Here is a 24,091-nt window from a genome sequence, read left to right on the forward strand (position 1 = left end):
CGTGAAGTCCCTGAGGCGCCGGCCAAGTCCCGCGCGCCCGACAACCTGATCAGGAGTGCACGATGGATCTCAACCGTCGGCAATTCTTCAAGGTCGCCGCCGTCGGCCTTGGAGGCTCGAGCCTTGCGGCGTTGGGCATGGCCCCGACACCCGCGTTCGCCGAGCAGGTGCGCCACTTCAAGCTGGCGCATACCAAAGAAACCCGTAACACCTGCCCTTATTGCTCGGTCGGCTGCGGCCTGATCATGTACAGCCAGGGTGACGCGGGCAAGAACGTCAAACAGAATATCATCCACATCGAGGGCGACGCGGACCATCCGGTCAACCGCGGCACCCTGTGCCCGAAAGGCGCCGGCCTGCTGGACTTTATCCACAGCCCCAGCCGCCTCAAGTACCCCGAGGTGCGCAAGCCGGGCAGCAACGAGTGGACCCGCATCGACTGGGACGAAGCCCTCGACCGCGTCGCCGAGCTGATGAAACAGGACCGCGACGCCAACTTCATCGAGAAGAACGCCCAGGGCCAGACGGTCAACCGCTGGCTCACCACCGGCTTTCTCGCCGCGTCCGCCGCTTCCAGCGAAGCGGGCTACCTGACGCACAAGGTGATCCGTTCGCTGGGCATGCTGGGGTTCGATAACCAGGCGCGTGTCTGACACGGCCCGACGGTGGCAAGTCTTGCCCCGACGTATGGCCGTGGCGCGATGACCAATCACTGGTCTGACATCGCCAACGCAAACCTGGTCCTGGTGATGGGCGGCAACGCCGCTGAAGCGCACCCGTGCGGCTTCAAGTGGGTGACCGAAGCCAAGGCGCACAACAAGGCGCGGCTGATCGTGGTCGACCCGCGATTTACCCGTACCGCCTCGGTGGCTGATTACTACGCGCCGATCCGTACCGGCAGCGACATCGCCTTCATGGGCGGGCTGATCAATTACCTGCTGAGCAACGACAAGATCCAGCACGAGTACGTGCGCAACTACACCGACGTGTCGTTTATCGTCAAAGAGAACTATGGCTTCGAGGACGGGCTGTTCAGCGGCTATGACGCGGCCAAGCGCGTGTACGCCGACAAGTCCGGGTGGGGCTACGAGCTGGGCGAGGACGGCTATGCGAAGGTCGACCCGACGCTGCAGCACCCGCGTTGCGTCTACCAGCTGATGAAGCAGCACTACAGCCGCTACACGCCGGAACTGGCGAGCATGACTTGCGGCATGCCCCAGGACCAGATGATGAAGATCTGGGAAGAGATCGCCACCTGCTCGACACCGGGCAAGACCATGACGATCCTCTATGCCTTGGGCTGGACCCAGCACTCCATCGGCGCGCAGATCATCCGCAGCGCGGCCATGGTGCAGTTGCTGCTGGGCAACGTCGGCATGCCGGGGGGCGGGGTCAACGCCTTGCGTGGGCACTCCAACATCCAGGGCCTGACCGACCTGGGGCTGCTGTCGAACTCGCTGCCGGGCTACCTCACCCTGGCCGGCGACGCCGAGCAGGACTACGCCGCCTACATCGACAAGCGCGCCTCCAAGCCGCTGCGGCCGGGGCAGCTGTCGTACTGGCAGAACTACGGCAAGTTCCACGTCAGCCTGATGAAGGCCTGGTACGGCGCCAACGCCACCGCCGCCAACAACTGGGGCTACGACTGGCTGCCCAAGCTCGACGTGCCGGCCTACGACGTGTTGCGCATGTTCGAGATGATGGGCCAGGGCAAGGTCAACGGCTACATGTGCCAGGGCTTCAACCCCATCGCCGCGCTGCCGGACAAGAACCGCGTCACCGCGGCCCTGGCCAAGCTCAAGTGGCTGGTGGTCATGGACCCGCTGGCCACCGAGACCTCCGAGTTCTGGCGCAACGCCGGCGCGTTCAACGACGTCGACACCGCCAACATCCAGACCGAGGTGATCCGCCTGCCCACCACTTGCTTCGCCGAGGAAGACGGCTCGCTGGTCAACAGCAGCCGCTGGCTGCAGTGGCACTGGAAGGGCGCCGACGGTCCGGGCGAGACCCGCACCGACGTGCACATCATGAGCGAGCTGTTCCTGCGCCTGCGCAAGCGTTACCAGGCCGAAGGCGGCACCTATCCCGACCCGATGCTCAACCTCAGCTGGCCGTACAAGGTCCCGGAAGAGCCTTCGCCCGAAGAGCTGGCCAAGGAGATGAACGGCTGGGCGGTCAGCGACCTCACCGACGCCACCGGCGCCACGCTCAAGGCCGGTCAGCAACTGGCCGGCTTCGCCCAGATGAAGGACGACGGCAGCACCGCGTCGGGCTGCTGGATCTTCGCCGGTTGCTGGACCGAGCAGGGCAACCAGATGGCCCGGCGCGACAACAGCGACCCGTACGGCATGCACCAGGTGCAGAACTGGGCCTGGGCCTGGCCGGCCAACCGGCGGATCCTCTACAACCGTGCCTCCAGCGACCCGCAGGGTAAGCCGTGGGATCCGGAGAAGAAACGCCTGGTGTGGTGGAACGGCAAGGCCTGGACCGGCACCGACGTGCCGGACTTCAAGGTCGACTCGCCGCCGGAAGCGGGGATGAATCCGTTCATCATGAACCCCGAGGGCGTGGCGCGGTTCTTCGCCATCGACAAGATGGCCGAGGGGCCGTTCCCTGAGCACTACGAGCCGTTCGAGACGCCGATCGGTATCAACCCGCTGCATCCGCAGAACAAGAAGGCCACCAGCAACCCGGCCGGACGGATCTTCGATTCGGTGTGGGACACCCTCGGCACCCACGACGAGTTCCCCCATGCGGCGACCACCTACCGGCTGACCGAGCACTTCCACTTCTGGAGCAAGCATTGCCGGCTCAACGCCATTGCCCAGCCCGAGCAGTTCGTCGAGATCGGCGAGGTGCTGGCGAACGAGAAGGGCATCAAGGCCGGCGACCGGGTGCGGGTGTCGAGCAAGCGCGGCTATATCGACGCGGTGGCGGTGGTGACCAAGCGGATCCGTCCGTTGCAGGTCAACAACCAGACCGTGCACCAGATCGGCATCCCGTTGCACTGGGGGTTCACCGGTAGCACGCGGCACGGCTTCCTGACCAACACCCTGGTGCCGTTCCTCGGTGATGGCAACACGCAGACGCCGGAGTCCAAGTCGTTCCTCGTCAAAGTGGAGAAACTCTGATGGCCAGCCAAGACATCATCGCCCGCTCGGCCACCACCACCGTACCGCCCTCGGTACGCCAGCAGCAGGAAGTCGCCAAGCTGATCGACACCACCAAGTGTATCGGCTGCAAGGCCTGCCAGGTGGCGTGCTCGGAGTGGAACGAACTGCGTGACGAGGTCGGCCACAACCACGGCACCTACGACAACCCCCAGGACCTCAGCGCCGAGACCTGGACCCTGATGCGCTTCACCGAGCACGAGCGCGACGACGGCAACCTGGAGTGGCTGATCCGCAAGGACGGCTGCATGCACTGTGCCGAGCCCGGTTGCCTGAAGGCTTGCCCGAGCCCGGGGGCGATCATCAAGCATGCCAACGGTATCGTCGACTTCAACCAGGACCACTGCATCGGTTGCGGCTATTGCATCACCGGCTGCCCGTTCAACATCCCGCGCATCTCGCAGAAGGATCACAAGGCGTACAAGTGCACCCTGTGTTCCGACCGCGTGAGCGTGGGCCTGGAGCCGGCCTGCGTGAAGACCTGCCCGACCGGGGCGATCGTCTTCGGCAGCAAGGAGGAGATGAAGGTGCATGCCGACGAGCGCATCGTCGACCTGAAGTCGCGGGGGTACGAGAACGCCGGGCTGTACGATCCGGATGGCGTCGGCGGCACCCATGTGATGTACGTGCTGCACCACGCCGACACGCCGAGGATCTACGCCGGCCTGCCGGACCAACCGGTGATCAGCCCGTTGGTGGGGCTGTGGAAGGGCTTCAGCAAGCCCCTGGCGCTGCTGGCCATGGGCGCGGCGGTGCTGGCCGGGTTCTTCCACTATGTACGCGTGGGGCCGCAGCGGGTCGAGGAGGACGAACACCCGGCGCCTGTGGATAACACGGTCCACGAGGTCGACCCGGCGGTGCATGTCTATGATCCGAACCGCCCGGGCGGGCAGGGGGAGCAGCGGCCATGAATGACAACAAGCCTATCCTGCGCTACAACGCCAACGAACGGAGCAACCACTGGGTCGTGGCGATCCTGTTCGTGCTGGCCGGCCTTTCGGGGCTGGCGCTGTTCCATCCGGCACTGTTCTGGCTCAGCCACCTGTTTGGCGGCGGGCCGTGGACGCGGATCCTTCACCCGTTCATCGGCGTGGGCATGTTCGTGTTCTTCCTCGGGCTGGTGCTGCGCTTCTGGCGCGCCAACTTCATCACCGCCAACGACCGCCTGTGGCTGCGCCGCATCGACCGGGTGATGCTCAACAAGGAAGAGGGCGTGCCGCCGGTCGGCAAGTACAACGCCGGGCAGAAGCTGCTGTTCTGGACCTTGCTGGCCTGCATGCTGGTGCTGCTGGTCAGCGGCGTGGTGATCTGGCGCGCGTACTTCAGCCATTGGTTCGGCATCGAGGTCATTCGCCTGTCCACGCTGTTGCATGCCCTGGCGGCGTTCGTGCTGATCCTCAGCATCATCGTGCACATCTATGCCGGGATCTGGATCAAGGGTTCGATCGGCGCCATGCTGCATGGCTGGGTGAGCCGCGCCTGGGCGCGCAAGCACCATGAACTGTGGTACCGGGAAGTGACCGGCGACAAGTCGCCACACAACCACGGTGGAAAAGAAGGATGACCGTTTGAGCACGATTCTCGAACCTGGACAGATCGAAGCGTCGGCAGTGATGCCGCCGTTTCTGCACCTGCCCGCCGCCCACCTCTTCGAGGTGCGCGCCACACGGCTTGAGCAACTGGCCGAGGGTAACGCCCTGGGTGATTACCTGCGGTTGATGGCCCGGCTGTGCCGGATTCAGCAGCAGCTTGTGGATAACCCGCCTGCGGGATTACCGGTGGCCGAAGAGCGCCAGCGCCTGTGTATAAGTCATGGTTTGCCGCCCCTGGCGGCCGACAGCCTGGTGCGTGAAGGGCCTTGGTTGGTCTGGTTGCAGGCGTTGCTCGAGCGCTTCGAGACCGCATCCGACGGGCCACTGGCCGAGGCGCTGGATGCGTTGCGTGGCAGCGACGATGCCCAGCGCAAGGGCTGGGCTATCGCCCTGCTCGGTGGCCAGTACGATGCAGTGCCGGCGGCGCTGGTGCCCTTCATTGGCGCCGCGTTGCAGGCGGCGTGGTCCAGCTGGCTGCTGGCCTTGCCTGCGCCTGAGCTCAAGCCTGCGGGCAGCCTGGCCCAGTGCCCAGCCTGTGGATCGCCGGCCATGGCCGGGGTAGTGCGTAACCGTGGCAAGCATAATGGCCTGCGCTACCTGGCCTGCTCGCTGTGTGCCTGCGAATGGCATGTGGTGCGGGTCAAGTGCGTGTACTGCGAGTCGAGCAAGGACCTGCGCTACAGCAACCTCAAGGATGACCGCCACGCGCCGGGCAAGGCGCCGCTGCGCGCCGAGTGCTGCCCGGGGTGCCAGAGCTACCTCAAGCAGTGCTACCTGGAGAACGACGCCGCGGCCGAGCCGCTGGCCGACGACCTGGCGAGCCTGGCGCTGGACATGCGCCTGGACGAGGAGGGTTTCCATCGGCTGGCGCCGAACCTGCTGTTGGCGCCGGGGTAGTGTCTACACTGCAAGACCGAGTCGCCTGATTTGCGGGCAAGCCCGCTCTCACAGGAAGCGTACAGTACCTGTGGGGGCGGGCTTGCCCGCGAAGAGGCCGGAACAGACAACGGATTTGTTTAAGGTAGTACTGATGTCTTCAACCCTCGCCAGCGACACCCCACGCCTGCCTTCCATCGACACCTTGCTGCGCCATCCGGCCTGCGCCCCGCTGATCGACCGTCATGGTCGTGACGCCACGCTGGCCACCCTGCGCCAGTTGCTCGACGACCTGCGCGAGCCTGCTCGCCTCGGCCAACTGAGTGCCACCGAACTGACCGCCGAAGTGCTCCTGGGCCGAGCCGGCGAACGCCTGGCCATCCAGCAGCGCAGCCAGGTACGCCGGGTGTTCAACCTCACCGGCACGGTGCTGCACACCAACCTGGGCCGGGCCTTGCTGCCCGAGGAAGCGGTCGAGGCCATGCAGACCGCCGCCCGCTATCCGCTGAACCTGGAGTTCGACCTCAACACCGGCAAGCGCGGCGACCGCGACGACCTGATCGAAAGCCTGATCCGCGAGCTGACCGGCGCCGAGGCCGTCACCGTGGTCAACAACAACGCCGCCGCCGTGCTGCTGGCGCTCAACAGCCTGGGCGCGCGCAAGGAAGGGATCATCTCCCGGGGCGAACTGATCGAGATCGGCGGTGCCTTCCGTATCCCCGACATCATGGCTCGCGCGGGGGTGAAGCTGCACGAGATCGGCACCACCAACCGCACTCACGCCCGCGACTATGAAGCCGCGATCAACCCGCGCACGGGCCTGCTGATGCGCGTGCATTGCAGCAACTACAGCATCCAGGGTTTCACTACCCAGGTGCCTACCGCGGAACTGGCGCGCATCGCTCATGCTCATGAGTTGCCGCTGCTTGAAGACCTGGGCAGCGGCAGCCTGCTCGACCTGACCCGTTGGGGCTTGCCGGCCGAGCCGACCGTGCGCCAGGCGCTGGCCGATGGCGCCGACATCGTCACGTTCAGTGGCGACAAACTGCTCGGCGGGCCGCAGGCGGGGATCATCGTCGGGCGCAAGGCGCTAATCGCGAAGATCAAGAAGAATCCGCTCAAGCGTGCCCTGCGGGTCGACAAGATCACCCTTGCGGCACTCGAAGCCGTGCTGGCGCTGTATCGCAACCCGGACCGCCTGGTCGAGCGCCTGCCGAGCCTGCGCCTGCTCACCCGGCCCCAGGCCGAGATCGCCGCCCAGGCCGAGCGCCTGGCGCCTGAACTGGCCGCACGGCTGGGGACGCAATGGACGGTTAGCGTCGAACCGGCCCTGGGCATGATCGGCAGCGGCAGCCAGCCCGTGGCGCGCCTGCCCAGCGCGGCCTTGTGCCTGCGCCCGCAGGTGTCGAAGAAACTGCGCGGGCGCAGCCTGCATGTGTTGGAGCGGGCGCTGCGCGACCTGCCGGTGGCGGTGCTCGGCCGCATCGATGACGATGCCCTGTGGCTCGACCTGCGCCAGTTGGACGATGAGGCCCAGTGGCTGGCGCAACTGCCGGCGTTGCAGTTGGGGCCGGTGCAGTGATCGTCGGTACCGCCGGCCACATCGACCACGGCAAGACCGCGCTGCTCCAGGCCCTGACCGGCCAAGCCGGCGACACACGCCAGGAGGAGCGTGCCCGGGGCATGACCATCGATCTTGGCTACCGCTATGCCCCGTTGGCCGAAGGCGCGCCGCTGACAGGCTTTATCGATGTGCCTGGCCACGAGCGTTTTATCCACAACATGCTTGCCGGCGCCCATGGCATCGACCTGGTGCTGCTGGTGGTGGCCGCCGACGACGGGGTGATGCCGCAGACTCGTGAGCACCTGTCGATCATCGAACTGCTGGGTATTCCCCAGGCGCTGGTGGTCATCAGCAAATGCGACCGGGTCGAGCCGGCGCGGTTGATCGAAGTCCAGGCCCAGGTCACCGAACTGCTCGCGCCTGGGCCCTATGCCGGGGCCAGGCAATTTCCGGTTTCGAGCCTGTCCGGCGCGGGAATCGACGCCCTGCGCGAGGCCTTGCTGGCGGCCGAGGCGCATGTTCGCCAGCGCAGCGTGCGCGGCGGTTTCCGCCTGGCCGTGGACCGGGCCTTCGCGGTTTCCGGGGCAGGGGTGGTGGTCACCGGCACGGCGCTGGCCGGGCGGGTCAGCGTCGGCGACACCTTGCTGTTGGGCAAGGTAGGCAAACCTGTGCGGGTGCGTGGGCTGCACGCGCAAAACCAGGCGGCATTGGTCGCCGAGGCAGGGCAGCGGGTGGCATTGAATATCAGCGCGGAAAAGCTCTCGGCCGAACAGGTACATCGCGGCGACTGGCTGCTACCTGAGTGGTTGCATGCACCCAGCGTGCGAGTGGATATCGACCTCACCTTGCTGGCCGGAGAAACACGCGTGTTCGAGCACTTCAGCGCGGTGCACGTGCACCTGGGGACCCAGGATGTCACTGCCCGGGTCGCGTTGCTCGAAGGGGAACGGCTCGAGGCTGGCCAGCGCATGTTCGCCCAACTGCTGCTCAATGCACCGTTGCAGGCAGTGCATGGGGATCGTCTGGTTCTGCGCGACCAGCGCGCCCAGCGCACGCTGGGTGGTGGCCGTGTGCTCGATCCATTCGCCCCGAGCCGGCAGCGGCGCAGCGAGGCGCGCTTGCGCCAGTTGCAGGTGTTGCGCAATGCCGACGGCCTCGAGCGGGCGTTGCCGGCCTTGCTGGAGGCAGCCCCGGGCGGGCTCGAGCCCCGGCGTCTGGAGCGTCAGTTCAATCGCCTGCGTGAGACCTGGCAGTTGCCGGATGCGGTGCTGGTGATTGCCACGCGTCAAGGTCAGTTGCTGTTCGATTGCCTACAGTGGCAGGCGCTCAAGCGACAAGTGCTGGAGCGCCTGGCGCAGTTCCATGAACAGGAGCCTGATCAGCTTGGCCCGGACCGTGACCGACTGCGCCGCTTTACCGCATTGCCGTTGGAGCGGCCTGCGTTTGTCAGCCTGTTGGATGAGTTGCTGGGCGAAGGCGCGATCAGCAGCAGTGGCCCGTGGCTGCACCTGCCGGATCACCGGGTCCAGCTGAGCGAGGCGGATACCGCGTTGTGGGCGCGTCTGTTGCCCCGCCTGTTGGCGGGCGAGTTCGATCCGCCCTGGGTGCGGACCCTGGCCGGCGAGGAGGGCTGCGACGAGGCTGACGTGCGCCTGCTGTTGCGCAAGCTTGCCCGGTTGGGCCTGGTGCACCAGGTGGTGCGTGACCTGTTTTACCCGGAGACGACGTTCAAGCGCATGACAGAGCTGCTGTTGCGTCAGGCCGAGACATCGCCGATAGTGCAGGTCGCGGCGTTTCGCGATGGTTTGGCCATCGGTCGCAAGCGCACTGTGCAGATTCTCGAGTATTTCGACCGCGTTGGCTTGACCCGACGAGTTGGCGACCTGCGTCATATCCGCGTCGACAGCGCCCTGGCCCAACCGTAACGCGGGCCCTGATTTCAAGGAAGGCAATCGCGCCCGGTGGCGCGGCCGGGCTTCAAACCCGGTTGGGGACGGCAGCCGTTCCCGGGCAGGTTCGACTCCCGCTGCCTTCCGCCACTTTTCCAGAGGCTGAAACGATCGCGGGGCAAGCCCGCTCCCACGGATTTGTGGGAGCGGGCTTGCCCCGCGATGGCGAACGGACGATCTGCGAGTCAGGCGCGCTCGCCGCACAGGTCCAGCGCGAACCAATGTTCCGCCGCCTGCACGTCCAACCCTGCGCCCAACAGCGCAAACAGCTTGCCCAGCGCCGCCTCGCGGGTCATGCCACCGCCACTGACCAGACCGGTGTCACGCAGACGGCTGCCGGCGGCATAGGTGTCGAATACCACCGAACCTTCCGGACACTGGCTGATGGCAACGATCATCACCCCACCCTGGCGGGCGTCGTGCAGCACGTCGAGCAGTGCCTGGTCGTCGGACGGGCCGGTGCCACTGCCGTAGCACTCCAGCACCAGCCCCTGGATGCCACTGTCGAACAGGCCACGCAGATGTTCGGCGGCAAGGCCAGGGAACACCGGCATGACCGCCAGCTTGACCGGCTGGCGTGGCTGACGGTAGTCCAGGCGGGTCGGCAGCTCAGAAGTGTGTTCGCCCTCGCGATGGCGGGGCAGCACGGTGAAGGCGTCGAACGCCTCGCTGCGCAACTTCGAGGCGCGGCAGCCGTGCAGCAGCTGACCGTGGAAGTACAGCTGCACGCCGTCTTCCAGGCCGTTTTCGAACAGGTTCAGGGCGCCGACGAGGTTGGCCCAGGCATCGCTGTCCGGCGCGCCGGCCGGTAGCATGGAACCGGTCAACAGCACTGGTGCTGGCAGGCCCAGCAACAGGAACGACAGGGCCGCGGCGCTGTAGGCCAGGGTATCGGTGCCATGCAGCACCAGCACGCCGTCGTGGCCATCACGCTCGACCGCCTCGACGATGGCATCGCGCATCGCCAGCCAGTTGGCCTGTTGCATGTTGGCGCTGTCGATCAGTGGGTTCAGCTCACGCAGCGACCAGTGCACCTTTGGCGCGTCGCCGCAGTTGGCGAAGTGGTCACGCATGCGCGCTTCGAAGCCACCGGCCGGCGCGAGGCCTTCGGCAGTCTGCAGCATGCCGATTGTGCCACCGGTGTAAAGGACGAGAAGATTCTTGACTGCACGCATGGGAATTTTCCGTAGCGATGTAGCGAAGGAAGAGGCAGCCGCCCACGGACGGGGCGGCTGGGGCAGGGGAGAATATCAGCGCTGAGCGTGCGCCTGAACGGCGGCTTTGTCAGTGGCTGTTTCAGCCTGCGGATTGGCCGGCCAGGCGGCACGGTCCAGGTCCAGGTCGGTGAACTTGCTGGAGTCGAACACTGGCTGCTTGATACCAGCCTTGCGCTGAGCGTCGTAGTCGCGCATGACGCGCAGGCCGACTTTGAACAGCATGGCCAGGGCGATCAGGTTGACAAATGCCAGGCAGGTCATGGTGATGTCGGCGAAGGCGAACACGGTCGACAGGTCCTGCGTCGAACCCCACACCACCAGCGCCAGTACCAGGCCGCGGAAAGTCATCAGCACGGAGCGGTTGCGGCTGAGGAACTGCAGGCTGTTTTCGCCCAGGTAGTAGTTGTAGAGAATGCAGGTGAAGACGAACAGCGACAGCGCAACGCTGACGAAGATGCGGCCCCAGTCACCGACCACGGCGGCCAGCGAGTTCTGGGTCAGGACGATGCCGTCACCTTCGAAGCCCGGGGTGTAGAAGCCCGACAGCAGGATCAGCAGCGCGGTGCAGGTGCAGATCACGAAGGTGTCGAGGAACACGCTGAAGGCCTGGACTACGCCTTGGGCGCCCGGGTGCTTCACGGCGGCCACGGCGGCGACGTTCGGCGCGCTGCCCAGGCCTGCTTCGTTGGCGAACACGCCACGCTTCACGCCCATGACGATGGCGCTGCCGAGCAGGCCAGCGAACGCAGGGTCGAGGCCGAAGGCGCTCTTGAAGATGGTTTCCAGCATGGCCGGGACGTGTTCGATCTGGGTGCCGATCACGTACAGGGTCACGCCGATGTAGGCCAGGGTCTTGACCGGTACCAGCAGGTCGGACACTGCGGCGATGCGCTTGATACCGCCGATGAAGGTCAGGGCCAGCAGGGCTGCCAAGACGATACCGGTGTGTTTCGGATCGAAGGCAAAGGCGTTCTGCAGCGAGTGGGTCACGGTGTACGACTGCAGGCCGATGAAGGCGAAGCCGTAGGTGACCAGCAGCAGGATCGAGAACACGATCGCCATGCTTTTCAGCTTCAGGCCGTGCTGGATGTAGTACGCCGGGCCGCCGCGGTACAGGCCATCGCCATCGGCGCGCTTGTAGACCTGGGCCAGGGTGCATTCGAAGAAGCTGCTGGACATGCCCACCAGCGCGGTGACCCACATCCAGAACACGGCGCCCGGGCCACCGAGGGTCACGGCGATACCGACACCGGCGATGTTACCGGCGCCGACGCGACCGGCCAGGCTCAGCATCAAGGCCTGGAACGAGCTCAGTTGGCCTGCCTGGCCGCGAAGGGATTCCTTGAAGACACCGAACATGTGGCCGAAATGGCGGAACTGGACGAACCGCGAGCGGATGGTGAAGTAACCGCCGAGTCCGACGATCAGCACGATGAGCAGTTTCCCCGAGAGGAAATCGTTGAGTGCTTCGAGCATTGGAAAATGACCTCGATTCTTATTCTTCGCGTGGAAAGATCAGCGGGCGGCAGGCGCACCGCTTTTCATTGGGGGCGCATGGTTGGCTATGACAACTGTGGTTACAATTTCGCGGGTTGCTCCGTTTTGGTGCGACTTGATGCTAGAATGGCGTCACTCGCATCATCCGGACCTGCGCATCATGGGCGATCATTTCGCTATCAACCTCAAATTGGCCTGTAGCCACTACCGCTCTATCTCCGAGGTTTGCCGGCAGCTGTCGATCAATCGCGCGCAGTTCAACAAGTACCTGAGCGGTCAGAGCCGTCCGACGGCTTACAACCTCAAACGCATCGGCGATTTCTTCGGGGTCGAGGATTACGAGCTGGGTCTGCCGGCCGAACAGTTCGCCCGCTTGATCGGCGCACGCACCCAGGAACAGCGTGTCGGTCCTCAGGACGACCCGATCAGCGAACTGTTCAGGCCGCTGCATAAAGAAGCCGGCAACCTGTCGCGCTATTGCGGCTACTACTTCGAATATTCCAACTGCATGTCGGTGCCAGGCTCGATCCTGGTGTCGCTGGTGCATCTGTGGGAGGAGCGCGGCAGCTTTTTGTTCGAGCGCCAGGAACGCCAGGAGCGCAGCAGCGGCCTCGACCAGCACGCCGAGGTGCGTTGCCGCTACCTCGGCGCGGCGTTCCAGCTGCAGGACCGGATGTTCCTGATCGACTACGAGTCGCTGACCTTCAACGAGATGAGCCAGACGATTCTCATCCCCAGCTTCAAGAGCCGCATCAGCCGCCTGAACGGCCTCAAGACCGGGGTTTCCAGCGGTGACCGGCGCAATCCGGCGTGCACCCGGGTGGTGTGGGAATACCTGGGCGAGGAGATCAACCGCATCAACGCCTACCGGCAGATCAAGCTGTACCGCCCGGACGATCCGCGCATCGATGACGACATACGTGATCGGCTGAGCGCGGGGATGGTCAGCAACGGGTTGTTCGAGATCGAGTGAGCCATCATTGGCCGCGCATTGGGAGCGGGCGCCGCAGGACTAGTCGAGAATGAACGCCGCCACCGCATCGGCCACCTGGTCCGCGACCTCCGGCCGGGCGCGCAGGTGCGCGGCGATGCCGTGGTCGCAGTCGGTGAGCATCAGGCACTCCACATGGGGCGCCGGCACCGAGCGCAGCAACGCGTGGGTGACCTCCTCGGGAATCGGGCTGTAGCGCTCGACGCCCGCCAGCCGCCGGGTACCGGCCGAGGTGCCGGGCCCCTGGCCGTGGACCCTGGAGTTGAGCCCGTCGTATTCGCCGATCACCAGCAGCACGCGGCCCTGGAACTGGCGCAGGAAGGCGTAGCTGTCGCAGTCGAGGAAGGCATAAGGCTTGCGGATGGCCTCGCTGAAGGCCGGCCCGAAGGGCGCGGCATGGGCCGCGTCGGGGTAGACCGCCGGGCAGATCAGCACCAGCTTGCGCACGCTGGGGCGCTGGGCGGCCAGCTTCAGGGCTATGGACGCGCCCAGGCTGTGGCCGACCAGGGTGTCGCTGCGCGTGTCCAGATGCCGGTGAAAGCGCAAGGCCTCCTGCAGGTTGATGTCCAACGAGGCGTCCTTGGCCCCTGGTTCGCTGGCCAGGCTGTGGCCGGACAGGTTGCCGGTCAACGAGCCGATGCCCTGCTGCTGGAGGCGGTAGAGCAACGGGTTGAGGCGGGTGAAGTCGGAGCGTGCGCCGCCGACCACGAATACCGTGGGGGCACGCTCGGCGTCTGGCAGCAGCAGGCGTGCCTGCTGGCGATAGTCGGCAAAATCCTCGTCAATGAACCGCTCCGGGCCGGGCGCGGGCTCGTCGAATTGCCATCTGGCGCGCTGTGCAGTGTTCAGTTCGGCATCCATGTTGATCTCCTTGAACAGGCCTGGCGCAGTATAAGTAGCTGTCGGCAAAGGCGGAATACCGCCCCGACCGGTGCCAATCGCCACGCGGCGCGCGCCAGGCCTTGCCTGGGTTGGACTTCCCCTGTCGGAAACAGCAAAATGAACCCCTTTCCTCCATCGACCAGACCGGACCTGTTGACTCTATGCGTATGCGCCTGATGCTGTTGGGTGGTGGCAATGCCCTCGGGCAAGCGCTGATTCGTCTTGGGGCCGAGGAAGATATCGCCTTCCTGGCGCCTCGCCCGCCGGAAAACGGCTGGGATCCGGCCAGCCTGACCCTGCTGCTCGACGAGCAACGTCCGCACGCCGTGGTCAACCTGGCCTATTATTTCGACTGGTTCCAGGCCGAGTCCGTCAGCGAGCAACGCCTGGCCCAGCAGGAGCGGGCGGTGGAGCGGCTCGCCGAGCTGTGCCAGCACCACGAGATGATCCTTGTGCAACCGTCCAGCTACCGTGTGTTCGATGGCTCGCGCGCCACTGCCTACAGCGAGAAGGACGAGCCGGTGCCACTCGGCCTGCGCGGCCAGGCGCTCTGGCGCATCGAGCAGAGCGTGCGCGCCACCTGCCCGCAGCATGTGCTGCTGCGCTTCGGCTGGCTGCTGGACGAAAGCATCGACGGCGCGCTCGGGCGCTTCCTGACCCGCGCCGAACAGCCCCAGGAATTGCTGCTGGCCGATGACCGCCGCGGCAACCCGACGCCGGTGGACGACGCCGCGCGGGTGATCCTCTCGGTGCTCAAGCAGCTCGATTGCCAGGCGCCGCTGTGGGGCACCTACCACTATGCTGGCAACGAGGCTACCACGCCGCTGGTGCTCGGCCAGGCGATCCTCACCGAGGCCACCCAGTGGCGCAAGCTGGCCGTTCAGGCGCCGACCGCCCAGGCCCACGCCGCCCGCCCGGATGCCAGCGAGGAGCCACAGCACGCGGTGCTGGCCTGCAAGAAGATCCTTCACACTTTCGGCATCAAGCCCCGCGCCTGGCGCGCCGGCTTGCCGCCCCTACTGGACCGATTCTACCGACATGGCTGACGCCCCCATCCTGATCACCGGCGGTGCCGGCTTCATTGGCTCCCACCTGTGCGATGCGTTGCTGGAGAAAGGCTACGCGGTGCGTATCCTAGACGACCTGTCGACCGGCAAGCGCAGCAACCTGCAGCTCGGCCATCCGCGTCTTGAACTGCTCGAAGGCGATGTCGCCGACGCCGCCCTGGTGGCCCGTGCCGCCACTGGTTGCCAGGCGGTAGTGCACCTGGCTGCGGTAGCTTCGGTGCAGGCCTCGGTGGAAAATCCGGTGAAGACCCACCAGAGCAACTTCATCGGCACGCTCAATGTCTGCGAGGCGATGCGCCTGAATGGCATCCGTCGCGTGCTGTTCGCCTCCAGCGCGGCGGTGTACGGCAACAATGGCGAAGGCCAGTCGATTGCCGAGGACACGCCCAAGGCACCGTTGACTCCCTATGCGGTGGACAAGCTGGCCAGCGAGCAGTACCTGGACTTCTACCGCCGCCAGCATGGGCTGGAGCCGGTGGTGTTCCGCTTCTTCAATATCTTCGGGCCGCGCCAGGATCCTTCCTCTCCGTATTCGGGGGTGATCAGCATCTTCTGCGAGCGCGCCACCCAGGGTACGCCGATCACCGTGTTCGGTGATGGCGAGCAGACCCGCGACTTCCTGTTCGTCGGCGATCTGGTCCAGGTGATGGTGCAGGCACTTGAACAGCCGGTGGTGGAAGAGGGCGCGGTGAATATCGGCCTGAACCAGGCGACTTCGCTGAACCAGTTGCTCAAGGCACTGGAGCAGGTGGTGGGCGGTTTGCCGGCGGTCAGCTACGGTCAGGCCCGCTCGGGCGATATCCGCCATTCGCGGGCAGACAATTCGCGCTTGCTGGCGCGTTTCGCGTTCCCTGAGCCGACGCCGTTCGTCGAGGGGCTGGCGCGGTTGCTCGGCAAGGTCTGAATCCCCATCGCGGGGCAAGCCCACTCCCACGTCGCCATGGGGGCTGGTGGGAGCGGGCTTGCCCCGCGATGACATCACGAATGCCGGACCACCCGCCGCCGGCAATCCTCCGGCCGCACCTCCCGCCCATCCCGGGCCCGCACCTGCAGCGTCTCCAGGCCTTGGCCACGATCATCCACCACCTGCGAGCGTGATTCCCCCGCCGTGAACAGGTAGCGCTCCCCCCACTGGCGCAAGCCGATCACGATCGGAAACACCGAGCGCCCCCGTTCGGTCAGCACATATTCCTTGTAGGCACTGCCATCCGAGGCCGGCTGCTGCACCAGCAGTTCCGCCTCCACCAGCAGCTTCAAGCGCGAGGCGAGGATGTTCTTCGCCAGCCCCAGGTTCTTCTGCAATTCGCTGAAGCGGCGCAGGCCGTCAAAGGCATCGCGCAGGATCATCAGCGCCCAACGGTCGCCGAGCACCTCCAAGGCGCGGGCCACAGGGCATTGCTGGTTGTTCTCGTCGAGCATGGCGCGATCCTTGGGTGTCTATCTGGTTGCAGAATAAAACCACCTTTGCTAGAAAGCCAGTCATGTGGTTTTAAATTGAAACCAGACTTGAAAGGGAGTCTTCGATGTCGACGCTCACCCGTGGATTGACGTTGTTGTTGGCCGCCGCCTGCGCACTGGCCGTGGCCACGGTGTATCTCGCCCAGCCGCTGCTGGAGTCGATGGCAGCGAGCCTTGGGGTGAGTAGCGCCCGCGCCGGCTTGATAGTGGGGATGACCCAGGCCGGCTATGCCTTGGGGTTGCTGCAGATCGTGCCGCTGGGGGATCTGCTTGATCGCAAGCAGCTGATCCTCGGCCAATTGCTCGTCTCGTCCGGCGCCTTGCTGGCCGTAGCCTTTGCCGTGGACTGGGCCGTGCTGCTGGCCGCAATGGCCCTGGTCGGCCTGGCTGCGGTGGTGGTGCAGGTGATGGTGGCGCATGCCGCCACGCTCGCCACGCCCGCCGAACAAGGGCAGGTAGTGGGCACGGTGACCAGCGGCGTGGTACTGGGCATCCTCTCGGCGCGCCTGGTATCAGGCGCGGTAGCCGACCTGCTCGGCTGGCAGGGTGTGTATGGCCTGGCGGCGGTGCTTGCGCTGGCAATGGCGGGGCTGCTCGCCTGGCGCTTGCCTGTCGCCAGGCCGCAGGGGCAGAGGCAGCGCTATCGGGCGTTGCTGGCATCGGTGCTGCGGCTGTATCGACATGACCGTCTGCTGCGTGAGCGCGGTGTGTTCGCGGTGCTGGTGTTCGCGGCGTTCAGCGTGCTGTGGAGTGCGATGGTGCTGCCCTTGAGCGCCGCGCCACTGGCACTGGATCACACGCAAGTCGGGCTGTTCGGTCTGGCCGGCGTGGCGGGGGCACTGGCGGCATCGCGTGCCGGGCGTCTGGCGGATCACGGACATGGACGGCGGGTGACTGGCTGGGCATTGGGTCTGCTGACCCTGTCGTGGCTGCCCATCGCCTACCTTGAGCAATCATTGCTGGCGCTGGTAGTCGGGATTCTGATGCTGGACCTGGCCGTGCAGGCGGTGCACGTGACTAACCAGAGCCTGCTGCTGGCGGGGCGCGGCGAGATGGCCAGCCGGCTGATCGGCGCCTACATGTGCTGCTATTCGCTCGGCAGCGGGGTAGGGGCGGTCGTGGCGACCTGGGTTTACGGACAGTGGGGCTGGGTGGCGGTGTGCGGGGTGGGGGCGGGGATAAGCGCGCTGGCCTGGGGCTATTGGGGGTATCTCTGGAGCGTCGAGACGATGCGTGGCGCGCCCGCTCCAGAGGGAGCAGGCGCGCCTGCGGATCAGAACTTGTAGCCGATACCGACCATGTAGACCCACGGATCGACATCGACGTCGACTTTGGTCTTGCCGACGCCCAGGGCGCTCGGGCCGTCGATGCTGGCCTTGGTGTCGATGTCGACGTACCAGACCGCGGCGTTGAGCAGCAGGTTGTCGGTGAGCATGTAGTCCATGCCCAACTGGCCGGCGATGCCGACCGAGTCCTTCAGCTTCATGTTGCTGAAGCCCTGGGCCTTACGGTCGCTGGTCAGGTCCTCATCGAAGAACATCGTGTAGTTGATGCCCACGCCGGCGTATGGCTGGAACTTCGAGGACGGCGCCATCGGGTAGTACTGCAGCGACAGGGTCGGCGGCAGTTGCTTGATGTCGGCCAGCTTGCCGTCCAGGCCAGGGCCGAGGCCCTTGACGCCGACTTTGTGCTGGAACGGGGTGGCGGCCAGCAGCTCGAGACCGATGTGGTCGGTGAGCATGTAGGCGAAGGCCAGGCCCAGCTGGGTGTCACTGTCCAGAGTCGCCTTGGTGCCCGAGACCTTGGCGCCGTCGAGCTTGATGTCGCCGCTGTTCTCGTTGGGCGCGGTGGTGATGGCGCCGGCGCGGAGGATGAAATCCCCCGCCTGGTGGGCGTGGGCGACAGGGGCTGCAAGCGCCAACGCGACGAGCGAGGCACCGAGCAAGGACTTGTTCATGGAAGCTCCCAGAGGACGTGAGTAATCGAGTAGTCCAATGGTACGAAGCTGACTAAACAGAAAGTTTGACCCAGCTCAAAGAAGCCGTGCTATCGGGGTGACGCAATGCTCACTTCAGCTCATAAGCGTAGATTTTCTCTGCTTCCATCTGGTAACCGGCGTCCGCCAGTTCGCTGCTGCTGGCCTTGACCTGCATCGTGCCCTCGATCCAGTACGGTTGGTACAGGTCTTCGATGCGCACGCCCATCTCGCTGAAGATATGCACGATCTGGTTCGACGGCGGTGGCGGCACATGGATGCAGGCGCCGTAGTAGGGCACCAGGAGGAACTCGGTGGTGCGGCCTTCGTCGCTGACTTCCAGCGGCACGATGTAGCCGGGGATCTTCACCTGCTGGCCGTCCAGGGCTTTCACCACCGGCGCGTTGGGCGCCTGCTGGCGGGCGGCGGGGGCGGCCTCGGCGGACAGCGCGTCGCTGATCTGCGACAGATCGTGCAGGGGCGTCAGTTGTGGCGGGATGACCGGCGCGCCCTCGGGGATCAGGGCGGGCCAGTCCAGCTCGCGCGGGTCGGCGGCCCAGAGGGGCAGCGAAGTCATCAGCAGGATCGTGAGCAGCAGATACTGAATGATCGGTCTTGCCCTCTTCGCGGGTTTACCCGCGAAGAGGGTGGTGAAGTCTAGGATCATGTCTGTCTCTTAAAGGTGGATCGACAAACCATCGGCCAACGACTGCCGATAGGCGCGCCAGGCCGGCACGCTACCCATCAGCAGCGCCGCGCCGAGGATGATGGCCAGCAACGTCCACTCGTGGGCGCTCGGCCAGGCCAGTGGCAGGTATAGCCCATAGTTGGCCTGTACATAGCCCTGGGCCAGGGCTATGCCTGCGTACAGCAACCCCAGCCCGGCGGCGATGCCTGCCAGCGCCAAGGCCAGCGCCTCGAGCACCAGCAATCCGGCGATATGCCAGGGACGGGCACCCACCGATCGCAGGATGGCCATTTCCCGGCGGCGCTCGTTGAGGCTGGTGAGAATGGCCGTGAGCATGCCGATCAGGCCGGTGAGCACAACGAACAGCGACACCACGAACAAGGCCTGCTCCGCCGTGCCCATCAGGCTCCACAGCTCCTGCAGGGCCACGCCGGGCAGGATCGCCAGCAGCGGTTCGGCGCGGTATTCGTTGATCTCGCGCTGCAGGCTGAACGTGGCGATCTTGCTGTTGAGCCCGAGCATGAAGGCGGTGATGGCCGCAGGCTGCAGGTCCATGGTGCGGGCCTGCTCGGCGCTGATGCGCCCGGCGCCACGTGCCGGCACGCCGTTGTGCCAGTCGATGTGGATCGCCTCCATGCCGGCCAGGCTGATGTGCAGGGTACGGTCCACCGGGGTGCCGGTGCGCTCGAGCACGCCGACCACGGTGAACGGCTTGTCGTCGTGCTTGACCAGGCTGATGGCGGCTACACCATGCGCCAGGACCAGCTTGTCGCCGAGCTTGTAGTGCAGCGCCTGGGCCACTTCGGCGCCGAGCACCACCTCGAACGGATCGTCGGCGAACGCCCGGCCCTGGTCGAGTGCCAGGTGCTGGCGGCGGCCGAACTGGTAGTGGCTGAAGTAGTCGGTGGTGGTGCCCATCACCCGGTAGCCACGGTGCGAGTCACCCAGGGAAATGGGGATGGCCCATTTCACCCGCGGGTCGCTGGCGTAGTGCTGGTAGCTGTCCCAGCGGATGTTGTTGGTGGCGTTGCCGATGCGAAACACCGAGTACAGCAGCAGGTTCACCGACCCCGAGCGGGCGCCGACGATCAGGTCGGTGCCGCTGATGGTGCTGGCGAAGCTGGCGCGGGCCTCGGTGCGCACCCGCTCGACGGCCAGCAGCAGGCACACCGACAGGGCGATGGCGAACGCGGTGAGCAGGGCGGTGAAGCGGCGGTTGGCCAGGCTGGCCAGGGCAAGGCGAAGCAGGTACATCAGGCCTCCCGGGGCTTGGCGGCGCGGTTGAGCTCGGCCAGGGACAGGTGCCGGTCGAACAGCGGCGCCAGGCTCTGGTCATGGCTGACGAACAGCAGGCTGGCACCCGCGTCGCGGCATTCGTCGAACAGCAGGCGGATGAAGGCCTCGCGGGTGTCGGCGTCGAGGGCCGAGGTGGGCTCGTCGGCAATCACCAGCTCGGGCTGACCGATCAGCGCCCGGGCCGCGGCAACCCGCTGCTGCTGGCCGATCGACAGGCTGTCGGCGCGGCGGGCGAGCAGCGCCGGGTTGTCCAGGCCAAGGTGGGCGAGCAGTTGGGCAGCGGCCTGGTCGATGCTGCCATGGCGCTGGGCGGCGCGGGCCGCGCGGCTTTTCGAGAAGCGACAAGGCAGCTCGACATTCTCCCGCACCGACAGGAACGGCAGGAGGTTGAACTGCTGGAAGATGTAGCCGGTGTGATCGACCCGGAAACGGTCGCGCGCACCCAGGCCCAGGGCCGCAAGGTCCTGGCCAAGCAGGCGGATGCTGCCTTGTCCGGGGCGGTTGACCCCTCCCAGCAGGCCGAGCAGGGTGGTCTTGCCGCTGCCGCTGGGGCCCTTGAGGAACAGCGCCTCGCCGGGCTCCAGGCGAAATGCAGGGATTTCCAGGAGCGGCGCCTGGCCGGGCCAGGCGAACACCAGGTCATGCAGTTCGATCAGCGGCTGGTTCATTCAGAACGCGACCACGGCCTTGGCGGGGGTGGCCTCGATGCCTTTCTGGCCGTTGGGGCCGATCAGTTGCACGTTGATCTTCTGGGTCTGCGGGAAGGTCTTGAACAGCGGGCCGAGGTCGATCTGGGTGAGTTTGTCCGGGGTGGCGCAGGTCAGCTGGTAGTGGGCGTTGACGTCGGCGTGACCGTGCTCATGCTCATGGCTGTCGCCATCCTCGTCGGCCTGGGCGGCGTCGCCGAACAGCGGGCTTTCCAGCTCCTGGGCGTCTTCCTTGCAGCCGGCTGCCGGGGCAACGCCGAACAGTTTCAAGGGCTGTTCGAGCTGCTGGCGGGCGGCGGCGACCTTGGCCTTGTCGGTATCGTTGCTGGCCACGTGCTCGAAGCCGACAATGTTCATCGCCGGGCTGTCCAGTTCCAGCTCGAGGGTGTTGCCGTCGAGCACCGCGTTGAGCTTGGCCACGCCATGCTCGTGGGCACCGAGGGAGCCATGGGCGTGGTCATGATCGTGGTCGTGGTCGTCGTGGGCATGGGCCACGGCCAGGGGCAGCAGGGCGAAGGGCAGGGCGAGCAACAGACGACGCATGGACGGCTCCACAGGCGGTTTGGGAAAGATTATGTGATGTTATAACAATTTTACTTTGCCCCGCCAGCCTGCCTGGCACAGGTTTCATGTTCGTGGGAGCATGGCGGCATCGAGACTGGAGGCAGGGTACCTATCGTGAGAATTCGTGGACAGATCGGTGAATGGCCGGTGGACCTGACCATTGAGCTGGCGCCGGAGGAGTGGGCGCAGCTGGGGCGTCGACTGGAAGTGCCGGCGTCTGTCGAGGCGGTGCCGGTCACCACCAGCCCGGCACCTCGGCAGGATGACGGACAATGGGCAGCGGCGCGTGACGTGCTGCGCCAGGCGGGGCAGATGAGCGGGCCGGCGCTGCTGGAGCGCCTGGAGGGGCTGGCCGGGAACGTGGCGGCGGGCAAGCGGCTGCTGGTGCGCTTGCGCCACAGCAGTGAGGTGAAGGTGGAAAGCGGCGTGGATGCGCCGGTTTATCGCTGGGTGGGGTGAGGGGCTGCAAAGCAGCCCCAACAGCCTCAGAACAGCGCAGCGGACAGCTTGCGGCGATACAGGCTGACCAGCGGGTGAGCGTTGCCCAGTAGTTCGAACACCTGCAGCAGCGCCTTCTGCGGCAAGCCGTTCTCGTAGGCGCGGTTGCGCTGGAACAGCTTCAGCAGCCCCTCCATCGCGGCCTCGTACTGCTGGCGCGCCAACTGCTGGATGCACAGCTGGTAGGCCGCCTCGTCGTCCTGCGGGTTCTGCGCCAGGCGGCTCTTCAGCTCGGCGGCTTCCGGCAGGCTGGCGGCCTGGCGCAGGAAGGTCAGCTGGGCCTTGGCGCCGGCCAGGGCGGCCTTGTGCTCATCGGTCTTGACCGCGTCGAGCACCACCTGGGCTTCGCCCAGCTCGCCCCGTTCGGCCAGGCAGCGGGCATAGAGGATCAGCGCCTCGGCATTGCTGTTGTCTTCACCCAGCAGCACCTGCAGCAGGGCTTCGGCTTCGCTGAATCGGCTTTCGGCGAACAGCGCCTTGGCCTGCTCCAGCGGCGCGGCGGCGGGCGGCGCGGGCATCTGCACGTGGGGTTCGAGCATGGCGCGGATGGCCGACTCGGGTTGCGCGCCGGCGAAACCGTCGACCGGCTGGCCGTCCTTGAACAGCACCACGGTCGGCAGGCTGCGAATGCCGAACTGGGCGACGACCTGCTGCTCGACGTCGCAGTTGATCTTGGCCAGCAGCAGCTCGCCCTGGTAGCCCTCGGCGATTTTCGCCAGCAGCGGCATCAGCGCCTTGCACGGCGCGCACCATTCGGCCCAGAAGTCGACCAGCACCGGCTTGTGGAAGGAGTTCTCGATGACCAGTTGCTGGAAGGTGGCATCGGTGGCATCGAAGATAAAGGGTGTTTCCTGGCTCATCGTGACTCTCGCAAATCGGTGAATACCTCCACTATAAGGGCTCGCGGCTGGCGTGGTACAGGCTGACCCGGCGGAATTCGTGCGGCTCGGCCAGATCAGGCAGGGTCAGCGCCTCGAGCACCCCGAGCGGGCGGTACAGCGGGTGGCTGAAATCGCGCACCCGCGAATCGGCCACCAGCGCCTGGCGACCTCGGCTGAGGAACTCGTCCAGCAGCGGCAGGTTGGCGCGGTCGTAGAGTACATCGGCGACCAGGATCAGGTCGAAGCGGTCGGCCTCGGCAAAGAAATCGCTGCTGTAGTTCAGCGTCACGCCGTTCAGCGCGGCGTTGGCACGGCAGGCGTCCAGGGCCAGCGGGTCGAGGTCGCAGGCCACTACCTCCCGCGCGCCAGCGCGGGCGGCGGCGATCCCGGCGATGCCGGAGCCGGCGCCGAAATCCAGCACGCGCTTGCCGCGCACCCATTGCGGATGCTCGGCCAGGTAGCGCGCCATGGCCAGGCCGCTGGCCCAGCAGAAGCTCCAGTAGGGCGGCTCCTCGAGAATGCGCCGGGTTTCCTCGCGGCTGAACTCACGGTCCATGTTCTGTTCATCGATCAACCAGAGTTTCAGGTCGCACCCAGGCAGTTCGCTGACGATCAGGCGCGCTTCGCCGAACAGGCCGCTCAGGGCCTGTCGCAGGGTTGGCGGGGCCATCTAGGGTGCCTTTTCGAAACGCAGCGGACCGGTGGCCTGGGTTTGGGCCTGGGCAATGCGAACCGGCGGCAGGTGCAGGATCAGCTGGCCGGAGCGGCTGGCACGGCCGCGCAGTTCGACCCGGGCGCCGGCGGGGAAGGCTTCGGGGTTGAAGCGCAGGCGGTAGGGCAGGGCCTGGCCGGTGCCGCTCAGGGTGCTGCTGGCCAGCAGTTGCTGGGGCCGGCCACGCTCATCGATCACCAGCAGGGCCAGCTCCACGTCAGCGCCTGCCGGGATTTCCAGCAGGGTGCCGCTCAACTCGCGCTGGTAGGCCGGCAGCGGGCCCAGGGGTTCGGTTTTCTTCGCCACTTTGGCCGGCACCGGGGCCGGGGCCTGTTCCGGCTTGGGGCGGTCGCTGCCGCAGGCGGCGAGCAGGGCGGCGCAACACAGCACGACGAGCGCTCGAGGGTGCATGAGGTAGTCCTTCACGGGCAGATTTGCATGGATGGTAAACCCTTTGGCTTGTCTTGCCAGTGCAATGCGCTACCATGGCCCTCCCTTTTTTTGTTG

23 protein-coding genes and 1 tRNA gene are annotated in these 24,091 nt (G+C 66.1%); 12 read left to right on the forward strand and 12 right to left on the reverse strand.

Going from position 1 to position 24,091, the window contains the following annotated elements:
* The first annotated feature begins 62 nt into the window (after positions 1-62).
* The 7 genes from fdnG to AC25M7_RS17740 all read left to right on the forward strand — a co-directional run bounded on the left by fdnG (position 63) and on the right by AC25M7_RS17740 (position 9,241).
* Positions 63-3,131 carry a formate dehydrogenase-N subunit alpha gene (fdnG, locus tag AC25M7_RS17710; protein WP_139121029.1) on the forward strand — a complete coding sequence of 1,023 codons (3,069 nt, stop codon included), beginning with the start codon at positions 63-65 and terminating at the stop codon, positions 3,129-3,131.
* Complete coding sequence (gene fdxH / locus AC25M7_RS17715) at positions 3,131-4,081, forward strand: formate dehydrogenase subunit beta (RefSeq protein ID WP_028690253.1); 951 nt, start codon at positions 3,131-3,133, stop codon at positions 4,079-4,081. The genes fdnG and fdxH overlap by 1 nt, the downstream gene beginning before the upstream one ends.
* Positions 4,078-4,734 (forward strand): formate dehydrogenase subunit gamma, encoded by a 657-nt coding sequence (locus tag AC25M7_RS17720; RefSeq protein ID WP_028690254.1) that lies wholly within the window; start codon positions 4,078-4,080, stop codon positions 4,732-4,734. The genes fdxH and AC25M7_RS17720 overlap by 4 nt, the downstream gene beginning before the upstream one ends.
* A 4-nt stretch (positions 4,735-4,738) precedes the next feature.
* The gene (fdhE, locus tag AC25M7_RS17725; protein ID WP_486971319.1) at positions 4,739-5,659 is read left to right on the forward strand and encodes a formate dehydrogenase accessory protein FdhE; all 921 of its coding nucleotides are present in this window, start codon (positions 4,739-4,741) and stop codon (positions 5,657-5,659) included.
* Between the two features lie 133 nt (positions 5,660-5,792).
* Positions 5,793-7,220, forward strand: coding sequence for an L-seryl-tRNA(Sec) selenium transferase (gene selA, locus AC25M7_RS17730; RefSeq protein ID WP_486971320.1), 1,428 nt, complete (start codon positions 5,793-5,795; stop codon positions 7,218-7,220).
* Complete coding sequence (selB, locus tag AC25M7_RS17735) at positions 7,217-9,127, forward strand: selenocysteine-specific translation elongation factor (protein ID WP_069016312.1); 1,911 nt, start codon at positions 7,217-7,219, stop codon at positions 9,125-9,127. Before selA ends, selB begins: the two co-directional genes overlap by 4 nt.
* A gap of 18 nt (positions 9,128-9,145) precedes the next feature.
* Positions 9,146-9,241: transfer RNA gene (locus tag AC25M7_RS17740), tRNA-Sec, on the forward strand.
* Between the two features lie 95 nt (positions 9,242-9,336).
* Here AC25M7_RS17740 and AC25M7_RS17745 read toward each other — a convergent pair.
* On the reverse strand, positions 9,337-10,326 hold the full coding sequence (locus AC25M7_RS17745) for an asparaginase (RefSeq protein WP_028690258.1): 990 nt from the start codon (positions 10,324-10,326) through the stop codon (positions 9,337-9,339).
* Between the two features lie 75 nt (positions 10,327-10,401).
* Positions 10,402-11,844, reverse strand: coding sequence for an alanine/glycine:cation symporter family protein (locus tag AC25M7_RS17750; RefSeq protein ID WP_028690259.1), 1,443 nt, complete (start codon positions 11,842-11,844; stop codon positions 10,402-10,404).
* 181 nt (positions 11,845-12,025) lie between these two features.
* Here AC25M7_RS17750 and AC25M7_RS17755 point away from each other — a divergent pair, with 181 nt between their 5' ends.
* On the forward strand, positions 12,026-12,838 hold the full coding sequence (locus tag AC25M7_RS17755) for a helix-turn-helix domain-containing protein (protein WP_028690260.1): 813 nt from the start codon (positions 12,026-12,028) through the stop codon (positions 12,836-12,838).
* A gap of 39 nt (positions 12,839-12,877) precedes the next feature.
* Here AC25M7_RS17755 and AC25M7_RS17760 read toward each other — a convergent pair whose 3' ends face one another.
* Positions 12,878-13,717: an alpha/beta hydrolase gene (locus tag AC25M7_RS17760; protein WP_028690261.1), complete on the reverse strand. Its 840-nt coding sequence runs from the start codon at positions 13,715-13,717 to the stop codon at positions 12,878-12,880.
* A gap of 182 nt (positions 13,718-13,899) precedes the next feature.
* Here AC25M7_RS17760 and AC25M7_RS17765 point away from each other — a divergent pair, with 182 nt between their 5' ends.
* Together AC25M7_RS17765 and AC25M7_RS17770 are read left to right on the forward strand one after the other, a co-directional pair.
* The gene (locus tag AC25M7_RS17765; RefSeq protein WP_028690262.1) at positions 13,900-14,784 is read left to right on the forward strand and encodes a sugar nucleotide-binding protein; all 885 of its coding nucleotides are present in this window, start codon (positions 13,900-13,902) and stop codon (positions 14,782-14,784) included.
* On the forward strand, positions 14,777-15,709 hold the full coding sequence (locus tag AC25M7_RS17770; protein ID WP_028690263.1) for an NAD-dependent epimerase/dehydratase family protein: 933 nt from the start codon (positions 14,777-14,779) through the stop codon (positions 15,707-15,709). Before AC25M7_RS17765 ends, AC25M7_RS17770 begins: the two co-directional genes overlap by 8 nt.
* 74 nt (positions 15,710-15,783) lie before the next feature.
* Here the strand turns inward: AC25M7_RS17770 and AC25M7_RS17775 are convergent, their stop codons facing one another.
* Positions 15,784-16,224: a winged helix-turn-helix transcriptional regulator gene (locus AC25M7_RS17775; RefSeq protein ID WP_486971321.1), complete on the reverse strand. Its 441-nt coding sequence runs from the start codon at positions 16,222-16,224 to the stop codon at positions 15,784-15,786.
* Between the two features lie 104 nt (positions 16,225-16,328).
* Between AC25M7_RS17775 and AC25M7_RS17780 the strand changes: the two genes are divergently transcribed.
* Positions 16,329-17,549 carry an MFS transporter gene (locus tag AC25M7_RS17780; RefSeq protein ID WP_028690265.1) on the forward strand — a complete coding sequence of 407 codons (1,221 nt, stop codon included), beginning with the start codon at positions 16,329-16,331 and terminating at the stop codon, positions 17,547-17,549.
* Here AC25M7_RS17780 and AC25M7_RS17785 read toward each other — a convergent pair.
* From AC25M7_RS17785 to AC25M7_RS17805, 5 genes are all read right to left on the reverse strand, one after another.
* On the reverse strand, positions 17,537-18,220 hold the full coding sequence (locus tag AC25M7_RS17785; protein WP_028690266.1) for an OmpW/AlkL family protein: 684 nt from the start codon (positions 18,218-18,220) through the stop codon (positions 17,537-17,539). The genes AC25M7_RS17780 and AC25M7_RS17785 overlap by 13 nt on opposite strands.
* A gap of 109 nt (positions 18,221-18,329) precedes the next feature.
* Positions 18,330-18,815, reverse strand: a complete 486-nt coding sequence (locus tag AC25M7_RS17790; RefSeq protein WP_036985990.1) for a DUF3299 domain-containing protein — start codon at positions 18,813-18,815, stop codon at positions 18,330-18,332.
* A 99-nt stretch (positions 18,816-18,914) separates the two neighbouring features.
* Positions 18,915-20,180 (reverse strand): ABC transporter permease, encoded by a 1,266-nt coding sequence (locus tag AC25M7_RS17795; RefSeq protein ID WP_062361877.1) that lies wholly within the window; start codon positions 20,178-20,180, stop codon positions 18,915-18,917.
* Positions 20,180-20,890, reverse strand: a complete 711-nt coding sequence (locus AC25M7_RS17800) for an ABC transporter ATP-binding protein (protein ID WP_028690269.1) — start codon at positions 20,888-20,890, stop codon at positions 20,180-20,182. The genes AC25M7_RS17795 and AC25M7_RS17800 overlap by 1 nt, the downstream gene beginning before the upstream one ends.
* The gene (locus AC25M7_RS17805) at positions 20,891-21,472 is read right to left on the reverse strand and encodes a DUF2796 domain-containing protein (protein ID WP_028690270.1); all 582 of its coding nucleotides are present in this window, start codon (positions 21,470-21,472) and stop codon (positions 20,891-20,893) included. It abuts the gene before it with no gap.
* Positions 21,473-21,607: 135 nt separating this feature from the next.
* On the opposite strand from AC25M7_RS17805, the gene AC25M7_RS17810 reads away from it, so the two are divergent.
* Positions 21,608-21,952 (forward strand): hypothetical protein, encoded by a 345-nt coding sequence (locus tag AC25M7_RS17810; protein WP_028690271.1) that lies wholly within the window; start codon positions 21,608-21,610, stop codon positions 21,950-21,952.
* A gap of 26 nt (positions 21,953-21,978) precedes the next feature.
* Here AC25M7_RS17810 and trxA read toward each other — a convergent pair whose 3' ends face one another.
* The 3 genes from trxA to AC25M7_RS17825 are packed head-to-tail and all read right to left on the reverse strand — an operon-like array spanning position 21,979 to position 23,995.
* Entirely contained in the window at positions 21,979-22,851 is an 873-nt protein-coding gene (gene trxA, locus AC25M7_RS17815; RefSeq protein WP_028690272.1) for a thioredoxin, read from the reverse strand.
* Between the two features lie 31 nt (positions 22,852-22,882).
* Positions 22,883-23,542, reverse strand: coding sequence for a class I SAM-dependent methyltransferase (locus AC25M7_RS17820; protein WP_486971322.1), 660 nt, complete (start codon positions 23,540-23,542; stop codon positions 22,883-22,885).
* The gene (locus AC25M7_RS17825; RefSeq protein ID WP_028690274.1) at positions 23,543-23,995 is read right to left on the reverse strand and encodes a YbaY family lipoprotein; all 453 of its coding nucleotides are present in this window, start codon (positions 23,993-23,995) and stop codon (positions 23,543-23,545) included.
* Positions 23,996-24,091 lie beyond the last annotated feature (96 nt).

The sequence above is a fragment of the Pseudomonas sp. P106(2024) genome, assembly GCF_057480815.1.